19 protein-coding genes and 4 pseudogenes are annotated in these 22,560 nt (G+C 62.3%); 3 read left to right on the top strand and 20 right to left on the bottom strand.

Features of this window, described 5'->3' with window-relative positions; translation table 11 throughout:
- Window positions 1-77: 77 nt before the first annotated feature.
- Window positions 78-629 (top strand): iron transporter, encoded by a 552-nt coding sequence (locus ON753_RS02040; RefSeq protein ID WP_265960886.1) that lies wholly within the window; start codon window positions 78-80, stop codon window positions 627-629.
- Between the two features lie 46 nt (window positions 630-675).
- Here ON753_RS02040 and purU read toward each other — a convergent pair whose 3' ends face one another.
- The 5 genes from purU to ON753_RS02065 form a co-directional block, all read right to left on the bottom strand.
- The gene (gene purU, locus ON753_RS02045; protein WP_265960887.1) at window positions 676-1,530 is read right to left on the bottom strand and encodes a formyltetrahydrofolate deformylase; all 855 of its coding nucleotides are present in this window, start codon (window positions 1,528-1,530) and stop codon (window positions 676-678) included.
- A gap of 80 nt (window positions 1,531-1,610) precedes the next feature.
- Entirely contained in the window at window positions 1,611-2,414 is an 804-nt protein-coding gene (locus tag ON753_RS02050; RefSeq protein WP_265960888.1) for a 3-methyl-2-oxobutanoate hydroxymethyltransferase, read from the bottom strand.
- On the bottom strand, window positions 2,411-3,607 hold the full coding sequence (locus ON753_RS02055; RefSeq protein ID WP_265960889.1) for an NAD(P)/FAD-dependent oxidoreductase: 1,197 nt from the start codon (window positions 3,605-3,607) through the stop codon (window positions 2,411-2,413). The genes ON753_RS02050 and ON753_RS02055 overlap by 4 nt, the downstream gene beginning before the upstream one ends.
- On the bottom strand, window positions 3,607-3,921 hold the full coding sequence (locus ON753_RS02060; protein WP_265960890.1) for a MocE family 2Fe-2S type ferredoxin: 315 nt from the start codon (window positions 3,919-3,921) through the stop codon (window positions 3,607-3,609). The genes ON753_RS02055 and ON753_RS02060 overlap by 1 nt, the downstream gene beginning before the upstream one ends.
- Window positions 3,922-3,950: 29 nt before the next feature.
- Window positions 3,951-5,042, bottom strand: coding sequence for a fatty acid desaturase family protein (locus ON753_RS02065; RefSeq protein ID WP_265960891.1), 1,092 nt, complete (start codon window positions 5,040-5,042; stop codon window positions 3,951-3,953).
- Window positions 5,043-5,163: 121 nt separating this feature from the next.
- Between ON753_RS02065 and ON753_RS02070 the strand changes: the two genes are divergently transcribed.
- Window positions 5,164-6,198 carry a LacI family DNA-binding transcriptional regulator gene (locus ON753_RS02070; protein WP_265960892.1) on the top strand — a complete coding sequence of 345 codons (1,035 nt, stop codon included), beginning with the start codon at window positions 5,164-5,166 and terminating at the stop codon, window positions 6,196-6,198.
- Between the two features lie 151 nt (window positions 6,199-6,349).
- Here ON753_RS02070 and ON753_RS02075 read toward each other — a convergent pair whose 3' ends face one another.
- The 12 genes and pseudogenes from ON753_RS02075 to ON753_RS02130 all read right to left on the bottom strand — a co-directional run.
- The gene (locus tag ON753_RS02075; protein WP_265960893.1) at window positions 6,350-6,538 is read right to left on the bottom strand and encodes a DUF3329 domain-containing protein; all 189 of its coding nucleotides are present in this window, start codon (window positions 6,536-6,538) and stop codon (window positions 6,350-6,352) included.
- Window positions 6,539-6,574: 36 nt separating this feature from the next.
- A complete protein-coding gene (locus ON753_RS02080) occupies window positions 6,575-7,585 on the bottom strand; it encodes a Gfo/Idh/MocA family oxidoreductase (protein WP_265960894.1) in 1,011 nt (336 codons plus the stop codon).
- A 38-nt stretch (window positions 7,586-7,623) separates the two neighbouring features.
- A pseudogene (locus ON753_RS02085) lies at window positions 7,624-8,525 on the bottom strand (sugar phosphate isomerase/epimerase family protein).
- 85 nt (window positions 8,526-8,610) lie between these two features.
- Complete coding sequence (gene iolE / locus ON753_RS02090) at window positions 8,611-9,522, bottom strand: myo-inosose-2 dehydratase (protein ID WP_265960895.1); 912 nt, start codon at window positions 9,520-9,522, stop codon at window positions 8,611-8,613.
- 19 nt (window positions 9,523-9,541) lie between these two features.
- Complete coding sequence (iolD, locus tag ON753_RS02095; protein WP_265960897.1) at window positions 9,542-11,371, bottom strand: 3D-(3,5/4)-trihydroxycyclohexane-1,2-dione acylhydrolase (decyclizing); 1,830 nt, start codon at window positions 11,369-11,371, stop codon at window positions 9,542-9,544.
- A gap of 12 nt (window positions 11,372-11,383) precedes the next feature.
- A complete protein-coding gene (locus ON753_RS02100) occupies window positions 11,384-13,306 on the bottom strand; it encodes a bifunctional 5-dehydro-2-deoxygluconokinase/5-dehydro-2-deoxyphosphogluconate aldolase (protein ID WP_265960898.1) in 1,923 nt (640 codons plus the stop codon).
- Window positions 13,307-13,688: 382 nt separating this feature from the next.
- A complete protein-coding gene (locus tag ON753_RS02105; RefSeq protein ID WP_265960899.1) occupies window positions 13,689-14,468 on the bottom strand; it encodes an ATP-binding cassette domain-containing protein in 780 nt (259 codons plus the stop codon).
- Window positions 14,469-14,489: 21 nt separating this feature from the next.
- Entirely contained in the window at window positions 14,490-15,521 is a 1,032-nt protein-coding gene (locus ON753_RS02110; protein ID WP_377047292.1) for an ABC transporter permease, read from the bottom strand.
- 87 nt (window positions 15,522-15,608) lie between these two features.
- A complete protein-coding gene (locus ON753_RS02115) occupies window positions 15,609-16,553 on the bottom strand; it encodes a sugar ABC transporter substrate-binding protein (RefSeq protein WP_265960900.1) in 945 nt (314 codons plus the stop codon).
- 253 nt (window positions 16,554-16,806) lie between these two features.
- Window positions 16,807-17,625: a TIM barrel protein gene (locus ON753_RS02120; RefSeq protein ID WP_265960901.1), complete on the bottom strand. Its 819-nt coding sequence runs from the start codon at window positions 17,623-17,625 to the stop codon at window positions 16,807-16,809.
- Between the two features lie 238 nt (window positions 17,626-17,863).
- A complete protein-coding gene (locus tag ON753_RS02125; protein ID WP_265960902.1) occupies window positions 17,864-18,898 on the bottom strand; it encodes a LacI family DNA-binding transcriptional regulator in 1,035 nt (344 codons plus the stop codon).
- Window positions 18,899-18,993: 95 nt separating this feature from the next.
- Window positions 18,994-19,410: pseudogene (locus ON753_RS02130) on the bottom strand (Gfo/Idh/MocA family oxidoreductase); the annotation flags it as partial.
- A 1-nt stretch (window position 19,411) separates the two neighbouring features.
- On the opposite strand from ON753_RS02130, the pseudogene ON753_RS02135 reads away from it, so the two are divergent.
- Window positions 19,412-19,609, top strand: a pseudogene (locus ON753_RS02135) (LacI family transcriptional regulator); the annotation flags it as partial.
- A 118-nt stretch (window positions 19,610-19,727) separates the two neighbouring features.
- On the opposite strand, the gene ON753_RS02140 reads toward ON753_RS02135, so the two are convergent.
- The 3 genes and pseudogenes from ON753_RS02140 to paoC form a co-directional block, all read right to left on the bottom strand.
- Window positions 19,728-20,021, bottom strand: coding sequence for a type II toxin-antitoxin system RelE/ParE family toxin (locus ON753_RS02140; RefSeq protein ID WP_470424744.1), 294 nt, complete (start codon window positions 20,019-20,021; stop codon window positions 19,728-19,730).
- Complete coding sequence (locus ON753_RS02145) at window positions 20,009-20,281, bottom strand: CopG family ribbon-helix-helix protein (RefSeq protein WP_265960903.1); 273 nt, start codon at window positions 20,279-20,281, stop codon at window positions 20,009-20,011. Before ON753_RS02145 ends, ON753_RS02140 begins: the two co-directional genes overlap by 13 nt.
- Window positions 20,282-20,372: 91 nt before the next feature.
- Window positions 20,373-22,557: pseudogene (paoC, locus tag ON753_RS02150) on the bottom strand (aldehyde oxidoreductase molybdenum-binding subunit PaoC).
- Between the last annotated feature and the right edge of the window lie 3 nt (window positions 22,558-22,560).

Genomic DNA, 22,560 nt, shown 5'->3' on the forward strand with positions numbered 1-22,560 from the left:
CTTTGGGCACCCGAAGTGGCAGCCTGTCCCGCGACGGACAGTTGCGACGTTTCTCGACACAGAACGGAGCAGACGACATGAATGGTCAGAAGCCACCGGCCTCTCCTTCCGAAGAGGCAGACAGAACCCAGCTTGACCTTGCCAAACAGGAGGGGACCGCCTACTTCCGGTCGCTCGAGTACATGGCGAACAAGGTTGCTGCCAACGGCGCTACACAGGAGTGCGGCGATGTGATCGTAGGTTTCGCGCAGGAGAAAGCCGAGGGCATGTATCGATTGCGGAACCAGGAGCTCGTCTGGGAGGAACCGCCGCAAGACGAAAACTGTCACTTCGAGGTGACGGTGATTGATGCCACCGACCGGCGTTTCATCCCCAACCTGGATGTGACCCTTACCGTCACTGACGGAAAGGGCAATGAAGTTGGCAGCGAAAAGATGCCGTTCCTCTGGCACCCGGGCCTTTATCACTACGGTCGGAATTGGGCGCTGCCGGGCGATGGACGGTACAATCTTGTCGTCGATATCGAGACGCCGGAGTTTCCCCGGCACGACAAGGTCAACGGCCGCCGCTATGCAAAGCCCATCAAGGCCCACTTCCCCAGCGTGCAGGTGAAGACCGGACGAGGATGAGCTTAGCCGTCCTTTGCGTCTTCCGCGACAATTGACGCCCGCAGGCTCAGGCGAACACCACGGTCTTGCTGCCGTTCAGCATGACCCGGCTTTCGACATGGTACTTGACCGCCTTTGCCAGCACGCGGCTTTCGATATCCCGGCCGACGGCAACGAGATCGTCGGCGCTCATCGCATGGGTCACCGGTTCGGTCTCCTGGCCGATGATCGGTCCCTCATCGAGGTCGGGCGTCACGTAATGGGCCGTCGCCCCGATCAGCTTCACTCCTCTGGCATGGGCCTGGTGATAAGGCTTGGCTCCCTTGAAAGAGGGCAGGAACGAATGGTGGATGTTGATCACCTTTCCGAACAGCCGGGTCGACATCCTGTTGGACAGGATCTGCATGTAGCGCGCCAGCACCACCAGGTCCGCGCCGGTTTCCTGAACGATCTGCAGGAGCTTTTCCTCCTGCTCGGTCTTATTGTCCCTGCCAACCGGCAGATGGTGGAAGGCGATGTTTTCGTACTCGGCAATGCCGCGGGAGTCGTCATGGTTGGAGACGATCGCCGCCACTTCGGCGCCCAGCCAGCCGACGCGGATCTGGTAAAGCAGATGAAGCATGGCGTGATCGAACTTCGATACCATGATGACGATGCGCGGCTTGCGCGACAAATCCGCTATCGTGGTCTTCATTTCGAACCGCGCGATGGCCGGCCTGAGGGCCCTCTCGACCGCGTCGCGGCCGGCATCCGCGGGGGAGGTGAAGGCGATCCGCATGAAGAACTGGCCGGTCTGCCGGTCCCAGAACTGATTGCTTTCCGCGATGTTGGCGCCGAGTTCGGCCAGTTCGGTCGTCACTGCGGCCACAATGCCGGGCCGGTCCATGCACGAAAGGCACAAGACAAGGGTGTTCTCACTCATTTTTCGTTCTCGCACTTGGATCAACCCGCACTCGGGCGGCAACCCGAATGTCGTTCTCTTTCAAACTCTGGCACGTGGTGTCATTTCGCACTGAGCCACTGCCGGAAAGTGCCGGTGACATGGTCGTCCACGCTCAGCTTGTGCCCCTCCCCGGGATAGGCGCCGGTTTGCACGTCGTGGACATATTCGGCGTAGGCTGCGACGCGCTCTTCCTGCAGCCGTGCGTATTCGGCCGCGAAATTGCGATAGGTCTTCGCATGCCGGGGAATGTGGCCTCGGTTCGATCCGAGAACGTCTTCGGAGAACAGATACTGCGCATGGCCGCCATTGCCGGCTCCCATCGAAATCAGGATCAGCGACGTACGCTCCATGATCTCAAGGGCGATCGGCTCGGGCACGACTTCGATTTCGGCGGCGAACGCTCCGGCCGCCTCGAGGTTCTCGATCTGCCGGTAGACGAGCTGGGCTGTTTCAAGTGTCTTGCCGACCGCCCTGAAACCGCCGGTCCAGGTGCGTTTGGACGGGATCAGGCCCGAATGCCCGCAAACCGGAATGCCTTCATCGCTCAGGGCCTTGACCGTCTTCAAACTGGCGGAGCAATAGACCGCATCGGCACTGGCCTTGACCATGGCAAAGGCCCACCGGATGAAATCCTCGGTCGTTCCGATCTCGACGAAATCCGCCCCCGGAATGGCGAACACGCTCGGCGCCGCATCGCGGAAGGCCGGATTGCTGATCAGTTCCGGCGGTACGGAAGCCATGTCGACCCCGGCCCGTTCGGCGGCCTCGGCCTCTTCAAGCGTCTCGACCCGAAGCATGGCAAGCTGGCGCTTGCCGCGCAGCGCGCGCATATCGGCGACGGTCATTCGTTGAACGCGTTTCATTCCTGTCCTCTCAGCAATTTCTTGAGATTGACCGCCGGATCGGCCAGCGCGTCGGCCTCGACCGGCACGCCCTTGCCGATCAGCATTTCGGCCAGCCGGATATCCTTGGCGACGGCGTTGCCCGTGCCGATCCCGGAGGCGGCGACAAGCACGCCGTCCGCGTCCTGTTCGAACAGAATAAAGGCGCCATTGCCGCACGCGCGGCGGGTCGTTCGGGCCACGGGCGCCGGCAGTCCGGCGACCTGCAGGGTCAGCCCGTATTGATCCGACCAGAACCACGGCACGGCGGCATAGAGCTCTTCTGCGCCCAGAATGGCCGCGGCGGCATGATCGGCCTGGTCGCGGGCCGCCCGCCAGCTTTCCAGACGCACGTTGCGGCCGCGATAGGGGAAGCTGCAGCAATCGCCGGCGGCAAAGATGTCGGGGTCCGAGGTTGCAAAACACCCGTCGACGACGATGCCGTTGTCGACAGCAAGGCCCGCAGCCTCGGCCAGGGCCGTATTGGGCGCAACGCCCACGCCCGCGACGACCAGATCGCCTTCGACCATCCGGCCGTCGGACAGAGTGACCTGCCGTTCCGTCGCGGAGACAACGCCGGTGCCGAGAAACAGGGAGACGCCTTTGTCCCTGTGTTCCGCCTCGGCAATGGCGGCGATTTCCGCCGGCACGATGCGCGGCATCAGGCGATCGGCGGCTTCGACAACGGTGACGTCGGCCCCTGCGATGCGTGCCGCCGCCGCGAGTTCCAGTCCGATGAAGCCTCCGCCCACGACGACAAGATGTCTGCCCGGAGCCAGCTGGCCGTGAACCGCTTGGGCATCTCCGAGGGCCCGGAACGTCCGGGCCCCTTCCATGCCCGGGAAAAGCTTCGGGGCGGCACCGGTTGCCAGCAGCAGCTTGTGATAGGGGATGGTGCGGCCGTCACCGAGACCGATCTCTCGCGCTGCCCGGTCGATCGTCCGCACGCACACGCCGGAAAGGAATTCGATTCCGGCTGCCTGAAACTTTTCGCGATCGGCGACCGTCTTCGGGCCGGCCCCTGGCGATTTCGACAAGGGCGGCCGCTCGTACGGAAAATGGGGTTCCTCCCCGATCAGGATGACCGCGCCTTGATAACCGTGTTCGCGCAAGGCGAACGCGGCGCGCGTTCCGCACTCCCCCGCACCGGCTATGACAATTGCGGATGTGGACATCACTCGACCGAGATGAAGACCGTGCCGTTCTCGACACGGGTGGGGTAGGTCCGCAGATTGACGCAGACCGGCGCGCCCTTGGCCTCGCCGGTGCGATAGTCGAACCGGCCGTTGTGCTTGGGGCATTCGATGATGTGGTCCATCACCAGGCCATCGGCCAGGTGGACCTGTTCGTGGGTGCACAGTCCGTCCGTCGCGTAGAATTCGTCGTCCGGGCTGCGATAGATGGCGTAGGTCCTGCCGCCATGATCGAACCGGATCAGGTCCTCTTCTTCCACGTCATCAACACTGCAGGCTTCGATCCATTCGCTCACGTGACTGTCTCCACTTGGTTTGTTGCCGGTCAGCCGGCGGCGGCCACTGCGGTGTCGTGCGTACCGGACAGGCCACCCCGATAGGCCCTGGCCGTGGGCGGCAATTCGCGCGTCAGGAAATAATCCTCGTAGCGCAGCTGGCGGAGAAAGGCCGGCAGCATTTCCCGGTATCCCGCCAGGATGGACGGCGTCGCCTCGGGCAAGTCGTGCCTGATCAACTCGTGAAGGGCGGGCAGCGCGTGATAGGGGACCATGGGGAACATGTGGTGCTCCACATGGTAGTTCATGTTCCAGTAGATGAACCGGCTGACCGGGTTCATCAGCACCGTACGGCTGTTGAGCCGGTGGTCGGTAACGTTGTCCGCCAGACCGCCATGCTGCAACAGTCCGGTCATCACGTGGTGCCAGGCACCGTAGAGCCGCGGGGTACCCACCAGCAGGATCGGCAGCCACGAATTTGCCGCGACAGCCAGTCCGATCGTCGCGGCATAGATCAGCATCCAAACGCGCGCGGTCGTGATCGCCTTTTTCTGCTCCATTTCGGGAATGAAGGATTTTTCTTCCGCGCTCAGGTGCCCAAGCGCTTTGCGCACCATGTCGCTGACGGCATACCAGGCGTCATAGAGGCCGAAGAAATTGAGAACCAGGCGGACAAGGTCCGGCGGGCGCATCACCGCGATCTCCGGATCCCGCCCGACGATGATCGTGTCGGTGTGGTGACGCGCGTGGCTCCAGCGCCAGGTCACCGGGTTGCGCATGATCATGAAGCTGGCGATCTGATAGACGGCGTCGTTCATCCACCGGGTGCGGAAAGCCGTGCCGTGCCCGCATTCGTGCCAGCGGGAATCGGAAGCCGATCCGTAGAGCACGCCATAAGCCAGGAAGAACGGCACTGACCACCACGACGGATAGAGCCATACTGCGATCGCGGCGAGCACCGCCATGGCACCGAGCCAGATGATGGTATCCCGGATTGCTGGTGCATCGCTGCGCTTCATCAACGCCTTGAGTTCTTTGCGCGGCACGTCCGTCTGGTACCAGTCGGCGTTTGCCAGCCCGCTTTCCACGGCCCGGCGCGCGTCTTCTCCCAGCAGACTGTAATCACGCTTTGGCTTCGACATCGCCGGGTCCTCCCTTGTCCGAAGGATCATAGACGTCGCATGATGGGACTTACAACATTCTTGCTATATTTTCTATCATATCCTATCATAAATGCGCACTCTGTCTTGCAAGGAAACTATCATGGGACGCCGTCCGACGATCAGCGATGTCGCCAGCACCGCGGGAGTGAGCGTTGCCACGGTCGACCGGGTGCTCAATGGCCGGCATCCGGTGCGCGAGGAAACGGCAAGGCGGGTGTATGAAGCGGCAACCGAGATCGGTTACCACGCGTCCAATGTCATCCTGCAGCGCATGAGCGGCAGCCTGCCCGAGGTGCGGCTCGGCTTTCTCCTCCACAAGAGGGATCAGTCTTTTTATCAGGCCTTTGCAGCGGAGATCGAGCGTGCCGTGGCCGCAACACCGGGCGTTGCGGCCCGTGCGCAGGTCCGCTACGTGACCTCGCAATCCCCCAAGGACATCGTCGCCGATCTGGAGTCTCTCGCCGAAACCGCTCAGGCAATTGCCATGACCAGCATCGATCATCACATGGTGACCGCTGCGGTGCAGTCGCTGAAATCCTGCGGCATTCCCGTCTATTCACTTCTGTCGGATTTCGCTCAAGGCGTGCGGGAAAGCTATGTGGGCACCAACAATGTCAAGGTGGGGCGTACCACCGCCTGGCTGATTTCACGCACAGCCCGCAGCCCTGGCAAGGTCGCAGTTTTCGTGGGCGGGCACCGCTGGCACGGCCACGAATTGCGCGAGACCGGCTTCCGCAGCTATTTCCGCGAACATGCCCCCGAGTTCCAGGTTGTCGAAACGCTGGTCAACCTGGACACCCGCGAGGTCACCTACGAGGCGACGCTCGAGCTTCTGGGCCGGCACAAGGACATGCGCGGGTTCTATGTCGCCGGCGGCGGCATGGAAGGCGCCATCGCGGCGCTGCGGGAGTTGCAGAGGAGCGAAGACGAGATCTCGGTGATCGTCAACGAACTGACGCCGGACACCCAGCTTGCACTGCAGGATCATCTGATCACAGCCGTGGTGGCCACACCGCTGGAGCAGATCTGCAGGGCCGCCATCGATCTGATGGTGAGCGCCATCGCCCACGGTCCGGCGGAAACACCCGGCCAGATGTTCCTGCCGTTCGACCTGCACGTGCCGGAGAGCGTCTGAGACAACAGCGCACTCCGTTTTTCGACGTCTGCGTTTCACGTGGCTTTGTGAACAAAGATCTCTATGCGTTGAGAAAGCAGCTTCGGGTTCCGGTTCACATGTTGTGAGGCCAGAAGAACATCGGTCATCCATGCGTCTCCTTCTGCCCGTTTCAGTTCGAGCTGCGATCTTCGGAGGACAGGAAAAACCGCCAGCCGCAATAAATGCCCAATCCGGCAAACAGCGTGCCCCAAAACGGTGCATCGGTGGCAAATTCGAGAACTGCCCAGGCCAGGCAGACAAGAACCACCGTCACGCGGACCCATAGCGGGCGGAAGAAGGGATAGTTCAGATCAAACATGGCCTGGTCTCTTCGTCAGGACTGCATCAAGCGTCGTCAGTTGCCGTAAAGGGCGGGTCGATCGACAAGAGTGACGTCGGCCGCCTCCCCTGTATTCGCCGCTTTCAGGGCTGCGTCGGAAACCGCGGTGATGGCATAGCCGTCCCACGCGCTTGGCCCGGTGGCGCCTCCCTTCGAGGCGGCGATCACCCATTCGGCGATCTCCGCATCATAAGCGGCAATGAAACGCTCGCGCCAATCCGCCGGCACGCGTCCGGAGAATTTTTCCGAGGTCTTGACGAGAATCGGATTGCTTTCGCCAAGCGACGCCGCGCCCTTTTCGGCGGAGATTTCGCCGCGAATGTCATAGCCATAGCCGATATTGACCGACACCTCGACCGTTGCCAGCGCCCCGCCGCGCATTTCCATGACCGCGAAGATCGGGTCCCGCAGATCTTCGCCAAGCGAATTCGGTTTGGCAGCCGTCACCCGCACCCGCGCAACCTCGTCGTCCAGCAGCCAGCGCGAAACGTCGATGTCATGCACCATCGTGTCGCTGACGGCCATGTCGGAGGTGTAAAGCCCCTTGGGCACCGAGGCGTTGCGGTGGACGCTGTGGAACAGCAGCGGAGCACCGATCTCACCACTGTCGACGGTCGCCTTGAGGGCCTTGTAGGCCGCATCGTAACGGCGCATGAAACCGACCTGGATCAGGCGCCGGCCGGTTGCGACCTCCGCATCTATAATGCGCAGACAGGCGTCCTGTGTGGTGGCCAGCGGCTTTTCGCAGAAGATCGGCTTGCCCGCGTCCAGCGCCGGCAGGATGGCCTCTTCATGGGCGGGGCCCCAGGACGCGATGAGAACCGCATCGACATTGTCGGCAGCGATCAGCGGGGCGGCGGCGTCATAGACTGCCGCATTTGGCGTCATTGCCGCGGCCGATTCCGCCCGGGCGCGGTCCACATCGGTAACGGCGGTGACTTCGCAATTGGGCAGCACGTGCGTAATGCGGCGGATATGGTCCTGGCCGATCATTCCGGTGCCGATGACACCGATCCTGAGTGACATCTCGTATTCTCCTGATGCAGCAAAAAAGCTGGCAGTCGTTACTGTTTGAAGTACTTGTCGACGTAGCGCTGCATTTCGCTGCGCATGAACTTGCCGGACTCGTCGGCCTTTTCTTCCCACGCGAACACGCATGCGGTCATGATCCCGTCGAAGCCGATTTCCGCGAGCGTGCGGTAGAAGTCGTCCCACGGAACCTCGCCCTGGCCGATGTTCAAATGCTGGTGCACGCGCGCGGTCGAGCCAGGAGGGTTGACGATGTAGCGAAGACCCGAACTTCCCTTGTGATTGAACGTGTCGGCAATATGGACATGCGCCAGGACATCAGCGCATTCCTTCAGCATCGCAACCGTGTCGTCGCCGAAATAGAAGGTGTGCGGCGTGCAATAGAGGAATTTCACACGGGGGAATTCACCGTGCGGATCAGGTCCACCGATGGCTGCAGGGTCTCGACCCAGTCTTCCGGGTGCGGTTCGATGTGAAGATTGATGCCTTCCTTTTCGAGGATCGGCACCAGTTCTTCCATGGACCGCCACCAGGCATCCTCGCAGGCCTCGATCATCGACCCGGTGTGGCAGCAATAGCAGGTGCCCTTGTCCGGGTGCGGACCGCGGCCGAATTCGGAATTCATCGTGTCGACGCCCATCTCGACCGCGATCTCGATGGCTCGCTTCCAGTGCCGGACGGCCGCCTTGCGCTCTTCCTCGTCGTTTGAGGCCCAACGGTACATCGGCAGCAAGGTGGCAATGCCCACATTCGCGTCGGAGAGCGCCTTCCTGAAACTCTTGATGCGCTCGGGGAAGACGCGGGGCGCCTTGAACCATTCGAGGAAATCTCCGCGTGGGGAAAGCTCGATCCAGTCGTAGCCGAGTTCCCTCACCTTTGCGGGCAGGTCCTCAAGGCTCAAGTGGCGGTGCATATAGGGGTCGAGGGCGATTTTCATCTTTGTCCTCCGGAACTTGGAAAGCGGTGGCCCGATAGACCACCAGTTGATTGCCGGCCGGGTCGGTCTTGAATGTCGTCGTGACTCATGCCGGGGCGAGTGTGGTGTCCAGCCCGGCGCGCCGGGCCATCTCTTTCAGGGATTTCAGGCCAAGGCTTTGATACTCGAGCGGGTTGTAGCGCTCCGGATCCTGCTCGGCCTCGATGACGAGCCAGCCGGAATAGCCATGTTCGGCGGCGATCTTCAGCACGGGCACGAAGTCGACCGCGCCTTCGATATCGCCGGGCACGGTGAAGCTGCCGGCGCGCACACCGTCGAGGAAGGACATCCGGTCATGCCAGACCCGTGTGGTGACTGCCGGGCGGACGTTCTTGGCGTGGATATGCCCTACCCGGGCCATATGCTTGCGCGCAACCACTTCCGGGTCGCCGCCGCCATACCAGCAGTGGCCGGTATCGAGCAGCAGCTTCACCGCCGGACCGGTCGTTTCCATCAGCCGGTCGATCTCTTCCTCGCTCTGAATGATCGTGCCCATGTGATGGTGGTAGACCAGCGCAATGCCCTGCTCCGCCGTGAACTCGGCAACCTCGGTCAGTGCCCTGGAGAACCGGTCCCATCCGCCCCCGTCGAGGACCGGCCGGCTCGCAAGCGGGATGTCGCCATTGCCGTGCACCGTGTTGGAACATTCGCAGGCGATGCAGACCGTGCAGCCATTGTGCTTGAGCTTGTCCAGGTGCTTCTGGATAGCCTTCTTTTCCGCGTCCACGCTCTGCGTGAGGAGGTTCAGCGAATACCAGCCGGAAATGAACTTCAGTCCATGACTTCCCAGCAAGTCTCCTAGCTCTTGCGGATCGTCGGGCCAGCGGTGGCCGTTTTCCATTCCGTCGAAACCGATCGCCGACGCTTCGCGCAGGATCTGCTCGGTCGGAATATGGGCGCCGATCGTCTGATCATCGTCGTTCGCCCAGGCTATCGGATTGGTGCCGTAGAGGATCATCTCGGTCGTCCTTGAAGGGTCAGTCAAAAGCGCGTTGTTTGGCGGCATTGGCGTTGTAGCGTTCGCGCGCCTGTTCCAGCCGCTCCGGTCCGCCGGCCTGGGGCACGGCGACATCCCACCAGTGGCCGCCCGCGCCTGTACTGGAAACGGCCTCCGTGTCGATGACAATGACCGAAGGGATGTCGCGGCCGCGGGCCTCGATGATCTGCGCCTCCAGGTCGGCGATGCCGGCGGCCTTCACCGCATGGGCGCCAATGGCGCGCGCATGGGCGACGAAATCGATCTCCGGCTGCACCTCCACGTTGGAATCCTTGTACATGTTGTTGAATTCCGCCCCGCCGCATTCGATCTGCAGCCGGTTGATGCAGCCGTAGCCGCGGTTGTCCGTGAGAACGACGGTGAACGGCACCTTGCGCATGACGGCGGTGGCGAGTTCCGAATTGGCCATCATGTAGGAGCCGTCGCCGACGAAGCAGATGACCTCCTTTTCTGGAGCGGCAAGCTTGATGCCGAGGGCGCCAGCCACCTCATAGCCCATGCAGGAATAGCCGTATTCCATGTGATAGCCGCCCCTGGCCGCGAGCCACAGCACCTGCAGTGCCCCCGGCATGGTGCCGGCGGCACACATGGCGACGGTGTTGCCCTGAGAGACCCGCTGGACCGCGCCGATCACCTGGGCATCGCTCGGCAATCCGTCGCGGTTGGGAGAAGCCGTCACCGACCTCACGGTCTCGTGCCAGCTTGTCCGCGCTGCCGGGCTGTGCCAGTTGAAGCGGATTGCGCCGAGGCCTTCGGAAACCATTTCCAGGGTCACCCTGGCATCGCCCACGACGGGGACTGCATTGTGCTTGCCGGCGTCATAGGGATGAAGGTTGATCGAGACGAGACGGCGGTCCGGATTGGCGAAGACGGTCCAGGAGCCGGTGGTGAAGTCCTGGAACCGCGTGCCCACCCCGATGATCAGGTCCGCATCCGCGCAGAGCGCATTGGCACAGGCCGAGCCGGTCACGCCGGGCGAACCGAAATTGCGGGTATTTTCGAAAGATAGCCCGCCCTTGCCCGCCTGGGTCTCGACAAAGGGAATGTTGTGCTTCGACGCAAACGCCGCCAGCGCGTCCTCGGCCCCGGAATAGAGCACACCGCCGCCCGCGACGATCAGCGGATGTTTTGCTACGCTGATCGCCTCGACCACATCCTGTACTTCGCGGGTGTCCGGTTCCGGTCGGCGGATGCGCCAGACCTTCGGCGCAAAAAAGCTCTCCGGATAATCGAAGGCCTCGGCCTGAGTGTCCTGGCAGAAGGCAAGGCATACCGGGCCGCAATTGGCCGGATCAGTCATGACGGACAACGCCCGCGGCAGACATGTGAGCAGATGTTCGGGCCGGGTGATCCGATCGAAATAGCGCACCACCGGCCGGAAGGCATCATTGGCCGAGACGGTGCCGTCGTCGAAATCCTCGACCTGCTGCAGGACCGGATCCGGGCGGCGGCTGGCAAAGACATCGCCGCAGACCATCAGCAGCGGCAGCCGGTTGACATGCGCCAGCGCCGCCGCCGTCACCATATTGGTCGACCCCGGTCCGATGGACGAGGTGACCGCATGGGCCCTGCGGCGCTTCATCGTTTTCGCATAGGCGATGGCCGCATGGGCCATGGTTTGTTCGTTCTGGCCGCGCCAGGTCGGGAAGGTGTCCCTGGCAGCGTGCAGCGCTTCGCCAATGCCGGCCACGTTGCCATGGCCGAAGATCGCCCACATGCCCTCGATGAACCGTTCATTATCCTCGGTCATCTGCACCGAAAGCCATTTGACCATGGCCTGGGCGGCCGTGAGACGGATGGTTGCGCTCATGATCTCGTCTCCTTACGCAGCCGCCCGGGCAGCTGCGCGCGCGTTGTCCCAGATACCGCAGAGCCGCCTGAATCGCTCGGCCATGTGTGCAACAGCGACCTTGTCGCTCATCTCGCCTTTCATCCAGGCCCGTGCCGCATCGGCGAAGATTGTCCGGCCTATGGCAAAGCCCTTGACCAGATCGAAGCGGGCGGCGATCTCGAAGCTTGCCGCCAGTTCCCATTCCGGAGCGTCCAGACCCAGGATGACTATCCCGCGCGTATGCGGGTCGTTGCGATTGATGGTTGCGCAGACCCTTTCCCAGGCCGTCTCTGTCTGGAACGGTTCGAGTTTCCACCAGTCCGGGTAGATGCCGCGATCGTAGAACCGCTGGATCATCTTTGGCGCCGTATCCTCATCCACGGGACCGACTTTGGATGCGATCACCTCCAGTAAGAATTCCAGGCGTTGCCGGCGGCCAGCATGAAACAGTCGTTCGACTGTAGACAGCTGGTCTTCCCACATCGCTTCTTCATCGTCCGGATGGCAGAAGCACAGAACCTTGATGACATGCTCCACCGGCCATTCGGCCAGGCCGCCGAAATCGGGGCCAAGTAAAGGCTCCACCTGTAGCGGACGCGATTTTGGCCATTCGACCGTATTGCCTATCCACAAGCCATTGCCCGTCGCCTCGTAAAGCGCCTCGCGACCAAGGCGCAAATCGCAGAGAATGCCGTAGCCCGGCTGCTTCTCGGAGACGTCCAGAGTCGCTTGAAGACAGAGCTTCTTGAAAGCGCCAGCCTTCTCTGGCGTGTAGCCGCTCATCTCCTCAAATTGAACGCGATGATCGAAGGCGAAAGTCCTGAGGGTCGACCAGTCACCGCCATGGGTGCGGTGCCGGTTGGTGGACCAGTGGATCTGTTCCAGCGCCGGGTCGTTGCGCAGGTCCTTGCGCTCAATGCCGCGTTTCAGGAAGAACTGCAGCTCCTCCCAGCTCGGATAGGCCGGGGTGCAGCCGTGGCGCGACACCGCGAAGGCGCCGCAGGCATTGGCATAGGTGAGGCTGGTCACCCAGTCCTCACCGGTAATCCAGCCCTTCAAGAGGCCCGACATGAAACCGTCGCCCGCGCCCAGCACGTTGAACACCTCGATCGGAAACCCGGGGCCGGAGATGCCCTCGTCCAGGCTGTCCGGAATGTCCGCCTCGAATGCGGCGGCGCCCATCGGGCCGCGCTTGCACACCAGCACCGCCGCGGAGACCTTCCGGACGTTCCTCAGCGCCTCAACCGTGTCGGTGGTGCCGCCGGCAATGTGGAACTCCTCCTCCGTGCCGACGATCAGGTCGAAGAGATGCAGGCTGGACTGCAGCTTTGCCGTCACCTGGTCGGAGGCGATGAACCGGCTTTCGCCCGCATCATGGCCGGCAAGCCCCCACAGGTTCGGCCGGTAGTCGATGTCGAGCGCCGTCCGGCCGCCGCTTTCGCGGGCAAGATGCAGGGCCTTCAGGACGGCCGCTTCGGTGCGCGGATGGGACAGATGGGTGCCGGTGGCAACCACCGCCTTCGCCGAGGCGATGAAGTCCGGATCGATGTCCTCCTCGCACAGCGCCATGTCGGCGCAGTTCTCGCGATAGAAGATCAGCGGGAACTGTTCCTGGTCGCGGATGCCGAGCAGGACGAGGGCGGTCAGGCGCTCCGCATCGGTGACGACCCCGTCGGTCGCCACACCGTGCCGCTCCAGCTCCTCGCGGATGAAGCGGCCCATATGCTCGTTGCCCACCCGCGTGATCAGCCCGGACCTGAGGCCAAGGCGGGCGGTGCCGCAGGCCATGTTGGTGGGCGAGCCGCCGATATACTTGTTGAAGGATCCCATGTCCTCCAGCCGGCCGCCCACCTGCGCCCCGTAGAGATCGACCGAGGACCGGCCGATCGTGATGACATCGAGTGGTTTGTGCATCGGATGCTCCTCGACTCCAGACTTTCGCTTTGAATATGCATCCCGTCGTCCGGGCATGCGCAGGAGCATCCTGCGGTCATACGAACGCAGACGAGATGCTCCAACATGTTAGAATCAATCAGTTTTCCGCCGTTGGATGCGCGTCCATAAAGGCAGGCTGATCTACGGTTCCTGCACCGGTGGCCGATCCACCGGCAACACCTTCCGAACGGCGGTCAGCATCTCTGTTCCGCCGCCGTTCCGGCGACCGGTGCGTGGCAGGGAGTGTCACGCACCGGCGCCATGGCCGGCTGGGAGGAGACGAGGCGGATCCCTGGGAGACAAGGCCAGATGCTCTGCTGCAGAAAGCATCCATGGACCCGCCGCGAGCCGACCGGTTTCTTCAAGCGAAAGCCGCACTTTCCTCTTTGCTTGTTCCCTTCACCCCGGTGATGTAGGCAACGACATCATTGCCATCGACTTCCTTGGCATTCAGGGAGGCCGCGATCCGCCCTCTGCGGAAAACGACGATCCGGTCGACCAGATCGAAGACCTGGCGCAGGTTGTGACTGACCAGGATCAGCGGAATGCCCTGTTCCTTCAGGTTGCGGATGATGTTTTCAACCTGCGCGGTCTCCTGCACGCCGAGGGCCGCGGTCGGCTCATCCATGATGATCAGCTTGCTGGCGAAGGTCGCCGAGCGGGCGATCGCCACGCACTGCCGCTGGCCACCCGACATGTTGCGGATGGAGACGTCCAGGTTCTGGATCTTGACGCCCGTGCGCTTCAGGCCCTCCTCCGTCGCCTGTCGCATGGCCCGGCGGTTCAGGATCGAGAAAGGCCCGAGATTGAACAGGATCTTTTCACGGCCCAGGAACAGGTTGGAAGGAACATCGAGTTCGTCGGCCAGGGCGAGGTTCTGGTACACGGTTTCGATGCCGGCCTCGCGGGCTTCCAGCGGCCCGGTGAATTCGACTTCCTTCCCGTCGAACCAGACCTTGCCGCGCGTGCGCTGCTCGACGCCGGTGATCTGGCGAACGAAGGTCGACTTTCCTGCTCCGTTGTCCCCGACAACCGCGATATGTTCGCCGGCGCGGAGCTCGAAGTCGGCGTCCTCGAGCGCATGCAGACCACCATAGTGCTTGGTCAGGCCCTCGGTCTTCAGAATGATATCGGAATCCATCAGTTCTCTCCTTCCCAAGTCCTAGTCTTCCAAGGCACGGCGCTTCTGCCGCCAGACATCCGCAACGACGGCTGCAACGATGATCATGCCCTTGATGATTTCCTGGTAGTAGGCGTCGATCCTGAGAAAGGTGAAGCCCGAGATGATCACGCCGAAAATCAGCATGCCTATGGCCGTTCCGACAATCGATCCCCGGCCGCCGGCAAGACTGACGCCGCCGATCACCGTCATCGCGATGGCGTCGAGCTCGTACATGATGCCCATTCCGGCCTGGGCCGTCAGGCCGCGCGCGGCCAGCACCATGCCGGCAATCCCCGCCAAGACGCCCGCGACCGAATAAACCAGCACCAGATGACGTTCGACATTGATACCCGACATGCGCGCGGCATCCGGATTGGAGCCGATCGCATAGGTATGCTTGCCGTAAACCGTGAACCGCAGGATCAGATAGAACAGCACCGCCAGCCCCAGGAAGATAATGACCGGCATCATGCCCTTGCCGATTGCGGCGAAACTGTCGGTGGGGAAGGAAACCGGCTGGCCCTTCGTGTACCACTTGGCCACACCGCGTGCCGTCACCATCATGCCGAGCGTGGCGATGAACGGAGGGATTTTGGTATAGGCGATGAGAAGTCCGTTGATGAGACCCGCGGTCAGCCCGCAGAGAATCCCGACGGCGAGCGGAATGATGACCGGCAGGTCCACCCAGCCCTGTTCGATGAACACGGCACGTGGATAAGTCGACACCTGCGCGAAACTCATTGCGATCATAGCCGTCGCACCCGCGACGGAGCCGGAGGAAAGATCGATGCCGCCGGAGATGATCACCTGCGTCACGCCCACGGCAATGATCCCGATGGTCGCCACCTGCAGGATCATGATCGACAGGCGCTGGGGGTTGAGAAGGAAACTCTGCCCCTGGAAAATCCAGCCCAGTACCTCGAAGATCAGGGCGATGCCGACCAGCCCCAACAGCGCGTTGAGTTCGGTCGGCCAGTGCCGTTTCCTCGGCTTGGGCAAATCCATAGCTGTCCCGGTAGCCACCTCAACCATCTCATCCTCCTCCTGATTTATGCGGTCGACACCGCTTGTGACGGAGAGCGGCCTGCGCCGCTCCCCACCGTTTCGTAGCCAGCGAGATCAGTTCTTGCTGAGGAACTTGTCGATGTTTTCCGGTGTAACCAGCTGGAACGGCACGTAGACCTTCTGCTCGACCTCTTCGCCCTTGGCGAGGCGAAGAGCGGCATCGACGGCCCCCTGCCCCTGGCCGGCCGCATCCTGGAACACGGTGACGTCCAGGTCACCGGCCTGCATGGCAGCCAGCGCGTCCTGGGTCGCGTCCACGCCGCCGATCAGCATCTCGTCCATTGAAATACCGGCCGACTTCATGGCCTGAATGGCACCGATGGCCATTTCGTCATTGTTGGCGACGACAGCATCGAACTCGAGGCCTGCGGAGAGCCAGTTGGTCATCAGGTCGGCACCTTCCGTGCGGGACCAGTTGGCGGTCTGCTCTTCGACGATTTCCATGAAGGAGCACTCGTCCGTGGCAATGACGTCATGAACGTCCTGGGTGCGCATCCGCGCGGCCTGGTTGGAGAGTTCGCCCATCATCACGACGATCTTGGCACCTTCGCCCTTGCCCTGCTCCTTGAGGAGGCGGCAGATTTCCTGGGTTTCCAGGGTGCCGGATTCGCGCTCGTCCGAAGCCACGAAGGACTGGTTGTCCGGAAGATCGTCGACGTTCACCGGCTCCCGGTTGACATAGACCAGCGGAACGCCTGCATTCGCGGCGGCCTGGGTCATGGCGATGGTCGCATCCGTGTCGACCGGGTTGACCACGATTGCATCGACGCCGGACGCGATAAAGTTCTGGATCTGGTTGAGCTGCTTGCCGACGTCGTTCTGCGCGTCCTCCACCTGGATATCGACGCCTTCCAGACCGTCGGCGTATTCGATCATGCCGTTGCGCAACACAGTCAGGAAATTGTCGTCGAACAATGCCATCGACACGCCGACGGTCTCGGCCATCGCTGTCGTTGTCATCATGGATGCAACGCCGGCTGCGATAAGGAACTTCTTCATTTTATCCTCCCGTATGAGCGGCACGATTGCCGCCAACACTCCTCTTGCCCCTGGCGGGGCCGATTGGGGACGGCAACGCCTTCCCATTCCGAACAACACAACCTGGTAACAGCCCCGAACACTTGCGTGTCTTGCAATTCCAGGCGGCGCGTCATTCAACGCCGATGATCACAGAACATGAATTTCTGAAATGATGTTTTTTGATCATTCAGCGATCCCGATCTCCTCTCGCCGGAGAGTCGAAAACTCACCATCAGGCCGCGGCCTGTTTCATTCCGGCCCGCATGAACGAGATCGACTCCGCCAGCGCCTGTTCCGGCGACGCCAAGCGGTGCACGACCGGTGAAAAGGCCTCATAGGACACCGGTCCCGAGTATCCGGCGGCAAACAGTTCATTCAATTGCCGGACATTGCCGAGACGGTCCTGGCCATCGACCAGAATGCGGTGCCCGTCCCGCATGTCCGCCACATCGAGATGCGGATCGATAACGCCCGAGACATGCACGATGCCGGTATATTCGGGGAAGAACCGGTCCTCGCCGGCCAGATGATGATGGAACGTGTCATGCACCAGCTTGTAGCGGTCCGCGGCCCGCAGCGACTCGATCACTTCCACGGCTTCCGCCTTGCTCCTCAACGAGGAGGACATGAAGCCAAGCGGCTCGATGAGGGCGACCATGTCGGCGGCGTCGAGCATCGGCTTGATCTCGCGCAGGGCGACGCGCAGATTGGCCTGGCGCTCGCCGTTTCCGAGCCCCTGGCCGTCATTGCGCGGGATGAGACTGATGGTTTCGGCGCCGCAGGCCACTGCCGTTTCGATCAGGGTCCGTACCTCCCCGCGCACCGCATCCGACCAGTCGTTGAATGGATAGACCTGGGACAATCCCACGATCCGCAGTCCGTGCTGCCGGGCCGTCGCGGCAACGGTCTGCGGGGCATCGCCGTCGAACAGCGGCGTGTCGAGATCGTTGCGAAGCTCCACGCCGATGCAGCCCAGCTTCCGGGCAAGCGTGAACAGCGCATCGTATCGCAGACTAGGCACCGTCATGTGATTGAGTGCGATCGGCAGCATATCCGGATTACCTTCCCCTGCGTCCCACTCTCTTGAGAAACGACGCGTCAATTCGTTGGGGACTATTACCGGTGATGTATGCCTGCCCGTCAATAGAACATGATGTAAGTAACCTCATCTATGACGAAGTCATCAAAGCACTCTTGACGATTTTACATCATTTCCATCCAAACCGGCCCATCCGGCCGCGTTCCGGCCTCCGATCGGGCCAACGGCGGAAGGAGCGCTCTTCAGCAGGCTAGAGGGATTCAGGCAGGCAGAGGCGCGGTTGCAGGAAGCGCTGTCCCGGCAGTCCCTCACTGGAGGAGCCGCGCACCGACTCCACCATCAGCGATGCAAGATCGCGGCTGAGTTCGTCGAGCGGGGTTCCGATCGCCATGAGCGCATAGCGGTCGGAAAGGGCTGCACGGGACTCAGGCGTCAGTTCATTGACGACAAGCGCCACGTCACCGGGCGCACGCACTTCCCGAAGCGCCGAAATCGCGCCTTCCATCCCGCCACCGGCAACGTAGATGCCTTTCAGGTCCGGATGGCGCTCGAGAAGGTCAAGCGTCGCCTCGTGCGTAAGCTGTCTTGTTTCCAGGTTCACCAGAGTGTCGAGCACGGTAAAATTGGGATGGAACTCGCGGAAGTAGGTCCGGAACCCGGTTTCGCGAAGGTCGTGGCCGTGCCAGCGGTGGCCGCCCACGAAAATCGCAATCTTTCCAGGAGCATGAACGGCCATGGCGAGCATCGATGCCGCCACACGGCCCATCTTCAGATTGTTGAGGCCGACATAATTCGCCCGCTCGCCCTGGGCGAAATCCGACAGCAGCGAGAATGTCGGCACGCCGGCCGCCTTCAACTCGTTCACCGCCGCAGAGGTCACCTGGTGGTTAACCGCCACGGCAGCCAGAACGTCCACTTGTCGGCCGACCTGCAGCATCATGTCGGCAATATCGGAGGGGGTCTGGGTCGGGCAGTATTCCAGAACGAACCGGCCGCGCACATCCGGCAGGGCCTGCACGGCTCTCTCCAGATGCTCACCGAAGGATTGATAGAAGGACTGGCGCTGCTTCTGTAGGACAAAGCCTAGGCGGCATTCCGGCAAGTCCACTTGCAGGCGCTGCTCGATCAGGCGGACGCCGTGATAGCCGATGCGGTTGGCGGCGGCGTAGACGCGCTGCGCGGTTTCCCGGCGCACGCGCTCTCGCCCGTTCAGGACACGGTCAACCGTTGCCGGACTTACTCCTGCTTCCCTGGCGAGATCGGAAATTGTCGGTCGGCGGGCCATTCACAATTCTCTTGGAATATTACCATCATCGCACTGACACTTTGTTGAGGTGATTTGACGAAATCAAGAAGTTTTTGTGCCATCTGATCGGACCATCAGGCGTAGTCGACCCAAACACCGCCCGCTTCGGCGGACCTGACGCAGTTTTCCACCCAGCGGACGCCTTCGACCCCGGCCCTTATATCGGGATACCAGAAGTCGCCGCTCATCGGCTCTCCAGACATTGCGAGCGCAAATCGCCGGTACAGATTCGCCCAGGCCTCGAACAGGCCTTCGGGATGGCCGGCGCCGATCCGGTCGTCGGCCAGGGCTTGCGGTGCGAGATACCCCATCCCGCGTTCCAGCACGCGGGCCGGTTCGCCCTGGATTTCGTAGGAAAGCTGATTTGGCCGCTCATCCCACCATTCGATGCTGGCTTTCGACCCGACGATGCGCAGCTTCTGCCCGTGCATCGAGCCGGCATTGACGGCGCTGGACCACACGGTGCCGATCGCGCCGGTGTCATATTCCATCTTCTGGGTCGGCCATGAACTGACGGAACGGACCGCGGGCTATTTGCGATCCGGCATCATGTCGATCGTCATCGATCAGGCTCCCGAAATCCAGGCGCGCCGGTCGCTCGATACCGTCCTGCGCAAGCTGGAAATGATCGCCGTCGAGGTGAGCACCGAACCGGTGCGTTTTCTCACCGTGACTTCCGAAAACGTGTGAAGGCTTTTATGGGATGTCTAGATCACCATGCACATCCATCGCCTTCTTGAATCTCAGCGCGGCTTTCGAGCTCAAGAGGGGCTATTGTGCGAGATAAGGGACGCCTTTTGGGGTCAGGTCAGTAGCCGGCCTCTTTCTGGTGCCGGAACGCCAATACATAAACAGTGTCGCTGGTCGGCTCAAAACGGTATAGGGCGACATAGCCTGTGTCCCCGAACGGTATCACCAACTCGCGCAGCTCCGGCAGATCCGGAACCGGTCTACCGGCATTGGGGGCCGTTTCCAGGAGCCGGAATTGTCGCGCGATAGCCCGACCGGCCCGCCGGGCGGCTTCGGATGACTTGCCGGCCAAGAAACGTCTGCAGCGCTCCAATCCCCGAACTGCACGCTGCGTCACGATTACCTGCGGCACTCAGGTGCCGCTTCTTCGTCGTCCGAGCCCCAGCTGTCCAACCAGCTGCGGACCTCCTGTCCGGTCAGATGCTCACCGGTTTCCTGATAGTCCGCCCAGGACGTAAGCGCTTCCCGCAGGAAATCTTCGCGGGCTTCCTCGCGCGCGACATATTGCTGGATCGCTTCGAGCATGATCCAATGCGCCGAGCGGCGGCGCTGACGAGCGAGCTGCTGAACGCGACCTTTCAGTTCGTCGCTGATCTTGAGAGAAGTTGCCATTAGCGGCCTCTTATCAAAAAGTAATACCAAGTGATAATTTAATGCCTCCTTGTCGTGAAGTCCAGTCGATGACCGGTGTTGACAGCTGCGGTCAGATCGCCGGCAGCTCGTCGATCATCTTGTCAAGGGTGATCGGACAGTCGCGCACCCTGATCCCGGTTGCGTTGTAGACGGCATTGGCCACTGCCGCTGCAACGCCGCAGATACCGAGTTCACCAACGCCCTTGGCCTTGAGCGGAGTTGATGCCGCGTCGACCGTATCGAGAAAGATCACTTCCTGCTGCGGGATGTCGGCGTGAACCGCCACCTCGTAGCCGGCGAGATCATGGTTGACGAAGAACCCGCGCCCGAGGTCGGTGGCCAATTCCTCCGACAGGGCGGCGCCGACGCCCATGGTCATGCCGCCGATTACCTGGCTTCGTGCGGTGACCGGGTTGAGGATCCGGCCGCAATCACACACGGCCAGCATCCGCCGAACACGTGTTTCGCCGGTGGCGGCATGGACGCCGACCTCGACGAAATGCGCGGCAAAAGTGTCGAGCTGGAGACCTTCCTTGAATTTGCCGAACGTCATCATGTCCTCGCCGACCAGTTCCTGCTCCATCGATGCTTCGGCGAGGGAAACGACCGTGTTGCCGGCCCGAACCTGGCCGTTTTCGAACCGTGGGTTCTCGACCCCGAGATGCATTGCGATCTGGCGCTGCAGGGCGAGGCAGGCGGCATAGACGCCGGCAGTGGAGCTCGCGGCGCCGAACTGGCCGCCCGACCCCGAGGCGGCGGGATAGGCGCTGTCGCCGAGCCTTACCTCGACCGCGTCCATTGTCAGTCCCATCGTTTCGGCGGCGGTCTGTGCGATGATCGTGTAGGAACCGGTCCCGATGTCGGTCATGTCGGTTTCGACGATCAGCCGACCTGCGTTGAGGCGCACGCGCGCGCCTGAATCGAGCGTGTTTCCGCCGCGCATGGCGCCTGCCATGCCATGCCCGATCAGCCACTCGCCTTCCCGCATCCCGCCGGGCGCCCTATTGCGATCCGGCCAGCCGAATTCCTCGGCTCCGCGTTTAAGACACTCGATGAAGTGCCGCTCCGAGAAGGGCATCTCGGGCTTGCTCGGATTGACCTGCGTGTCGTTGACGATCCGGAACTGGACCGGATCCATGCCGAGCTTCTCGGCCATCTCATCCATCGCGATTTCGAGCGCCATAAGGCCCGACGCCTCGCCCGGCGCCCGCATGTCGGCAGCCTCCGGCAGGTTCATCTCGACCGGGTGATGGTTGATGCGGCGGTTCGCTGCTGCGTAGAAGGTCTTGCTCTGGCCGGTCGAGATCCTCGCCCTGCCCGCCGGGAAGGGTGTGCGATGCGGCTTCATGCCAGATGCCGGCAAGCTTCCCGTCCGCCCCTGCAGCCAGCCGGATGCGTTGCACCGTAGCCGAACGGTGCGTCGTGTTGTTCATCAAGAAGGGCCGCGGCAACGCCAACTTGACCGGGCGCCCGGCGGCCCGTGAGCCGAGCGCGGCCAGAACTTCGTCGGCTCGCAGCGACAGCTTGCCACCAAAACCGCCGCCGACATACGGGCTCTCCACCCGGATCTTCTCCTCGTCGATGCCGAAGGTTGTGGCCAGCGAGGCCCGATTCCGGCTGATCATCTGGTTCGAGGTCCAGACCGTCAGCCGGTCGCCGTCCGACCAATCGACCACGGAAGCAAATGGCTCCATCATCGCGTGGGACTGTGATGGCGTGCGATATATCTCGTCCACGACGGCCGCGGCGTTCCGGAAGGCGGCCTCGACGTCTCCCACGTCGACCGAGGGATCGCCGGTGCCTTCAAGCCGCCGGAACCCGGCGTCCAGATCGAAATCCGATTTCTCTTCTTCGTAGCTCACCTTGACGAGGGCGGCCGCCGCCCGTGCCTGTTCAAAGCTGTCGGCGACCACCACGGCGATCGCCTGGTGATAATGCTGCACCTCGCTGCCGCCGAACAGCCGGGCGACGTTGGACATTCCCAGAGGCAGGGGATCGATCTCGAGCGTGGTGACCACCGCCACGACACCGGGCGCTGCACGAGCGGCAGACGCATCCATCGAGGTGATTTTCCCCTTGGCGATGCCGGAGCCGACCGGATAGCCGACGAGCTGGCCGTCGACGACATCGTGGCGCTCATAGGCGTAAGGCGCGGTTCCCGTGACCTTCAGCGGGCCGTCGACACGCAGGTGCGGCTTGCCGACGATCGTTGCGCCGTCGAAGATGTTTTGCCCGGCTGGTTGATTGAATTCCATCGT

This window comes from Roseibium salinum (assembly GCF_026240905.1).
Taxonomy (GTDB): Bacteria; Pseudomonadota; Alphaproteobacteria; order Rhizobiales; family Stappiaceae; genus Roseibium; species Roseibium salinum.

Coding starts and splice junctions, on each gene's coding strand:
- ON753_RS02110 (WP_377047292.1), bottom strand. CDS start 15,521: ATGGTTGAGGTGGCTACCGGGACAGCTATGGATTTGCCCAAGCCGAGG.
- iolD (WP_265960897.1), bottom strand. CDS start 11,371: ATGAGCGCAACCATCCGTCTCACGGCCGCCCAGGCCATGGTCAAATGG.
- ON753_RS02145 (WP_265960903.1), bottom strand. CDS start 20,281: ATGGCAACTTCTCTCAAGATCAGCGACGAACTGAAAGGTCGCGTTCAG.
- ON753_RS02055 (WP_265960889.1), bottom strand. CDS start 3,607: ATGTCCACATCCGCAATTGTCATAGCCGGTGCGGGGGAGTGCGGAACG.
- iolE (WP_265960895.1), bottom strand. CDS start 9,522: ATGATCCTCTACGGCACCAATCCGATAGCCTGGGCGAACGACGATGAT.
- ON753_RS02050 (WP_265960888.1), bottom strand. CDS start 2,414: ATGAAACGCGTTCAACGAATGACCGTCGCCGATATGCGCGCGCTGCGC.
- ON753_RS02100 (WP_265960898.1), bottom strand. CDS start 13,306: ATGCACAAACCACTCGATGTCATCACGATCGGCCGGTCCTCGGTCGAT.
- ON753_RS02080 (WP_265960894.1), bottom strand. CDS start 7,585: ATGTCACTCAGGATCGGTGTCATCGGCACCGGAATGATCGGCCAGGAC.
- ON753_RS02125 (WP_265960902.1), bottom strand. CDS start 18,898: ATGGCCCGCCGACCGACAATTTCCGATCTCGCCAGGGAAGCAGGAGTA.
- ON753_RS02075 (WP_265960893.1), bottom strand. CDS start 6,538: ATGTTTGATCTGAACTATCCCTTCTTCCGCCCGCTATGGGTCCGCGTG.
- purU (WP_265960887.1), bottom strand. CDS start 1,530: ATGAGTGAGAACACCCTTGTCTTGTGCCTTTCGTGCATGGACCGGCCC.
- ON753_RS02070 (WP_265960892.1), top strand. CDS start 5,164: ATGGGACGCCGTCCGACGATCAGCGATGTCGCCAGCACCGCGGGAGTG.
- ON753_RS02105 (WP_265960899.1), bottom strand. CDS start 14,468: ATGGATTCCGATATCATTCTGAAGACCGAGGGCCTGACCAAGCACTAT.
- ON753_RS02065 (WP_265960891.1), bottom strand. CDS start 5,042: ATGTCGAAGCCAAAGCGTGATTACAGTCTGCTGGGAGAAGACGCGCGC.
- ON753_RS02115 (WP_265960900.1), bottom strand. CDS start 16,553: ATGAAGAAGTTCCTTATCGCAGCCGGCGTTGCATCCATGATGACAACG.
- ON753_RS02120 (WP_265960901.1), bottom strand. CDS start 17,625: ATGCTGCCGATCGCACTCAATCACATGACGGTGCCTAGTCTGCGATAC.
- ON753_RS02040 (WP_265960886.1), top strand. CDS start 78: ATGAATGGTCAGAAGCCACCGGCCTCTCCTTCCGAAGAGGCAGACAGA.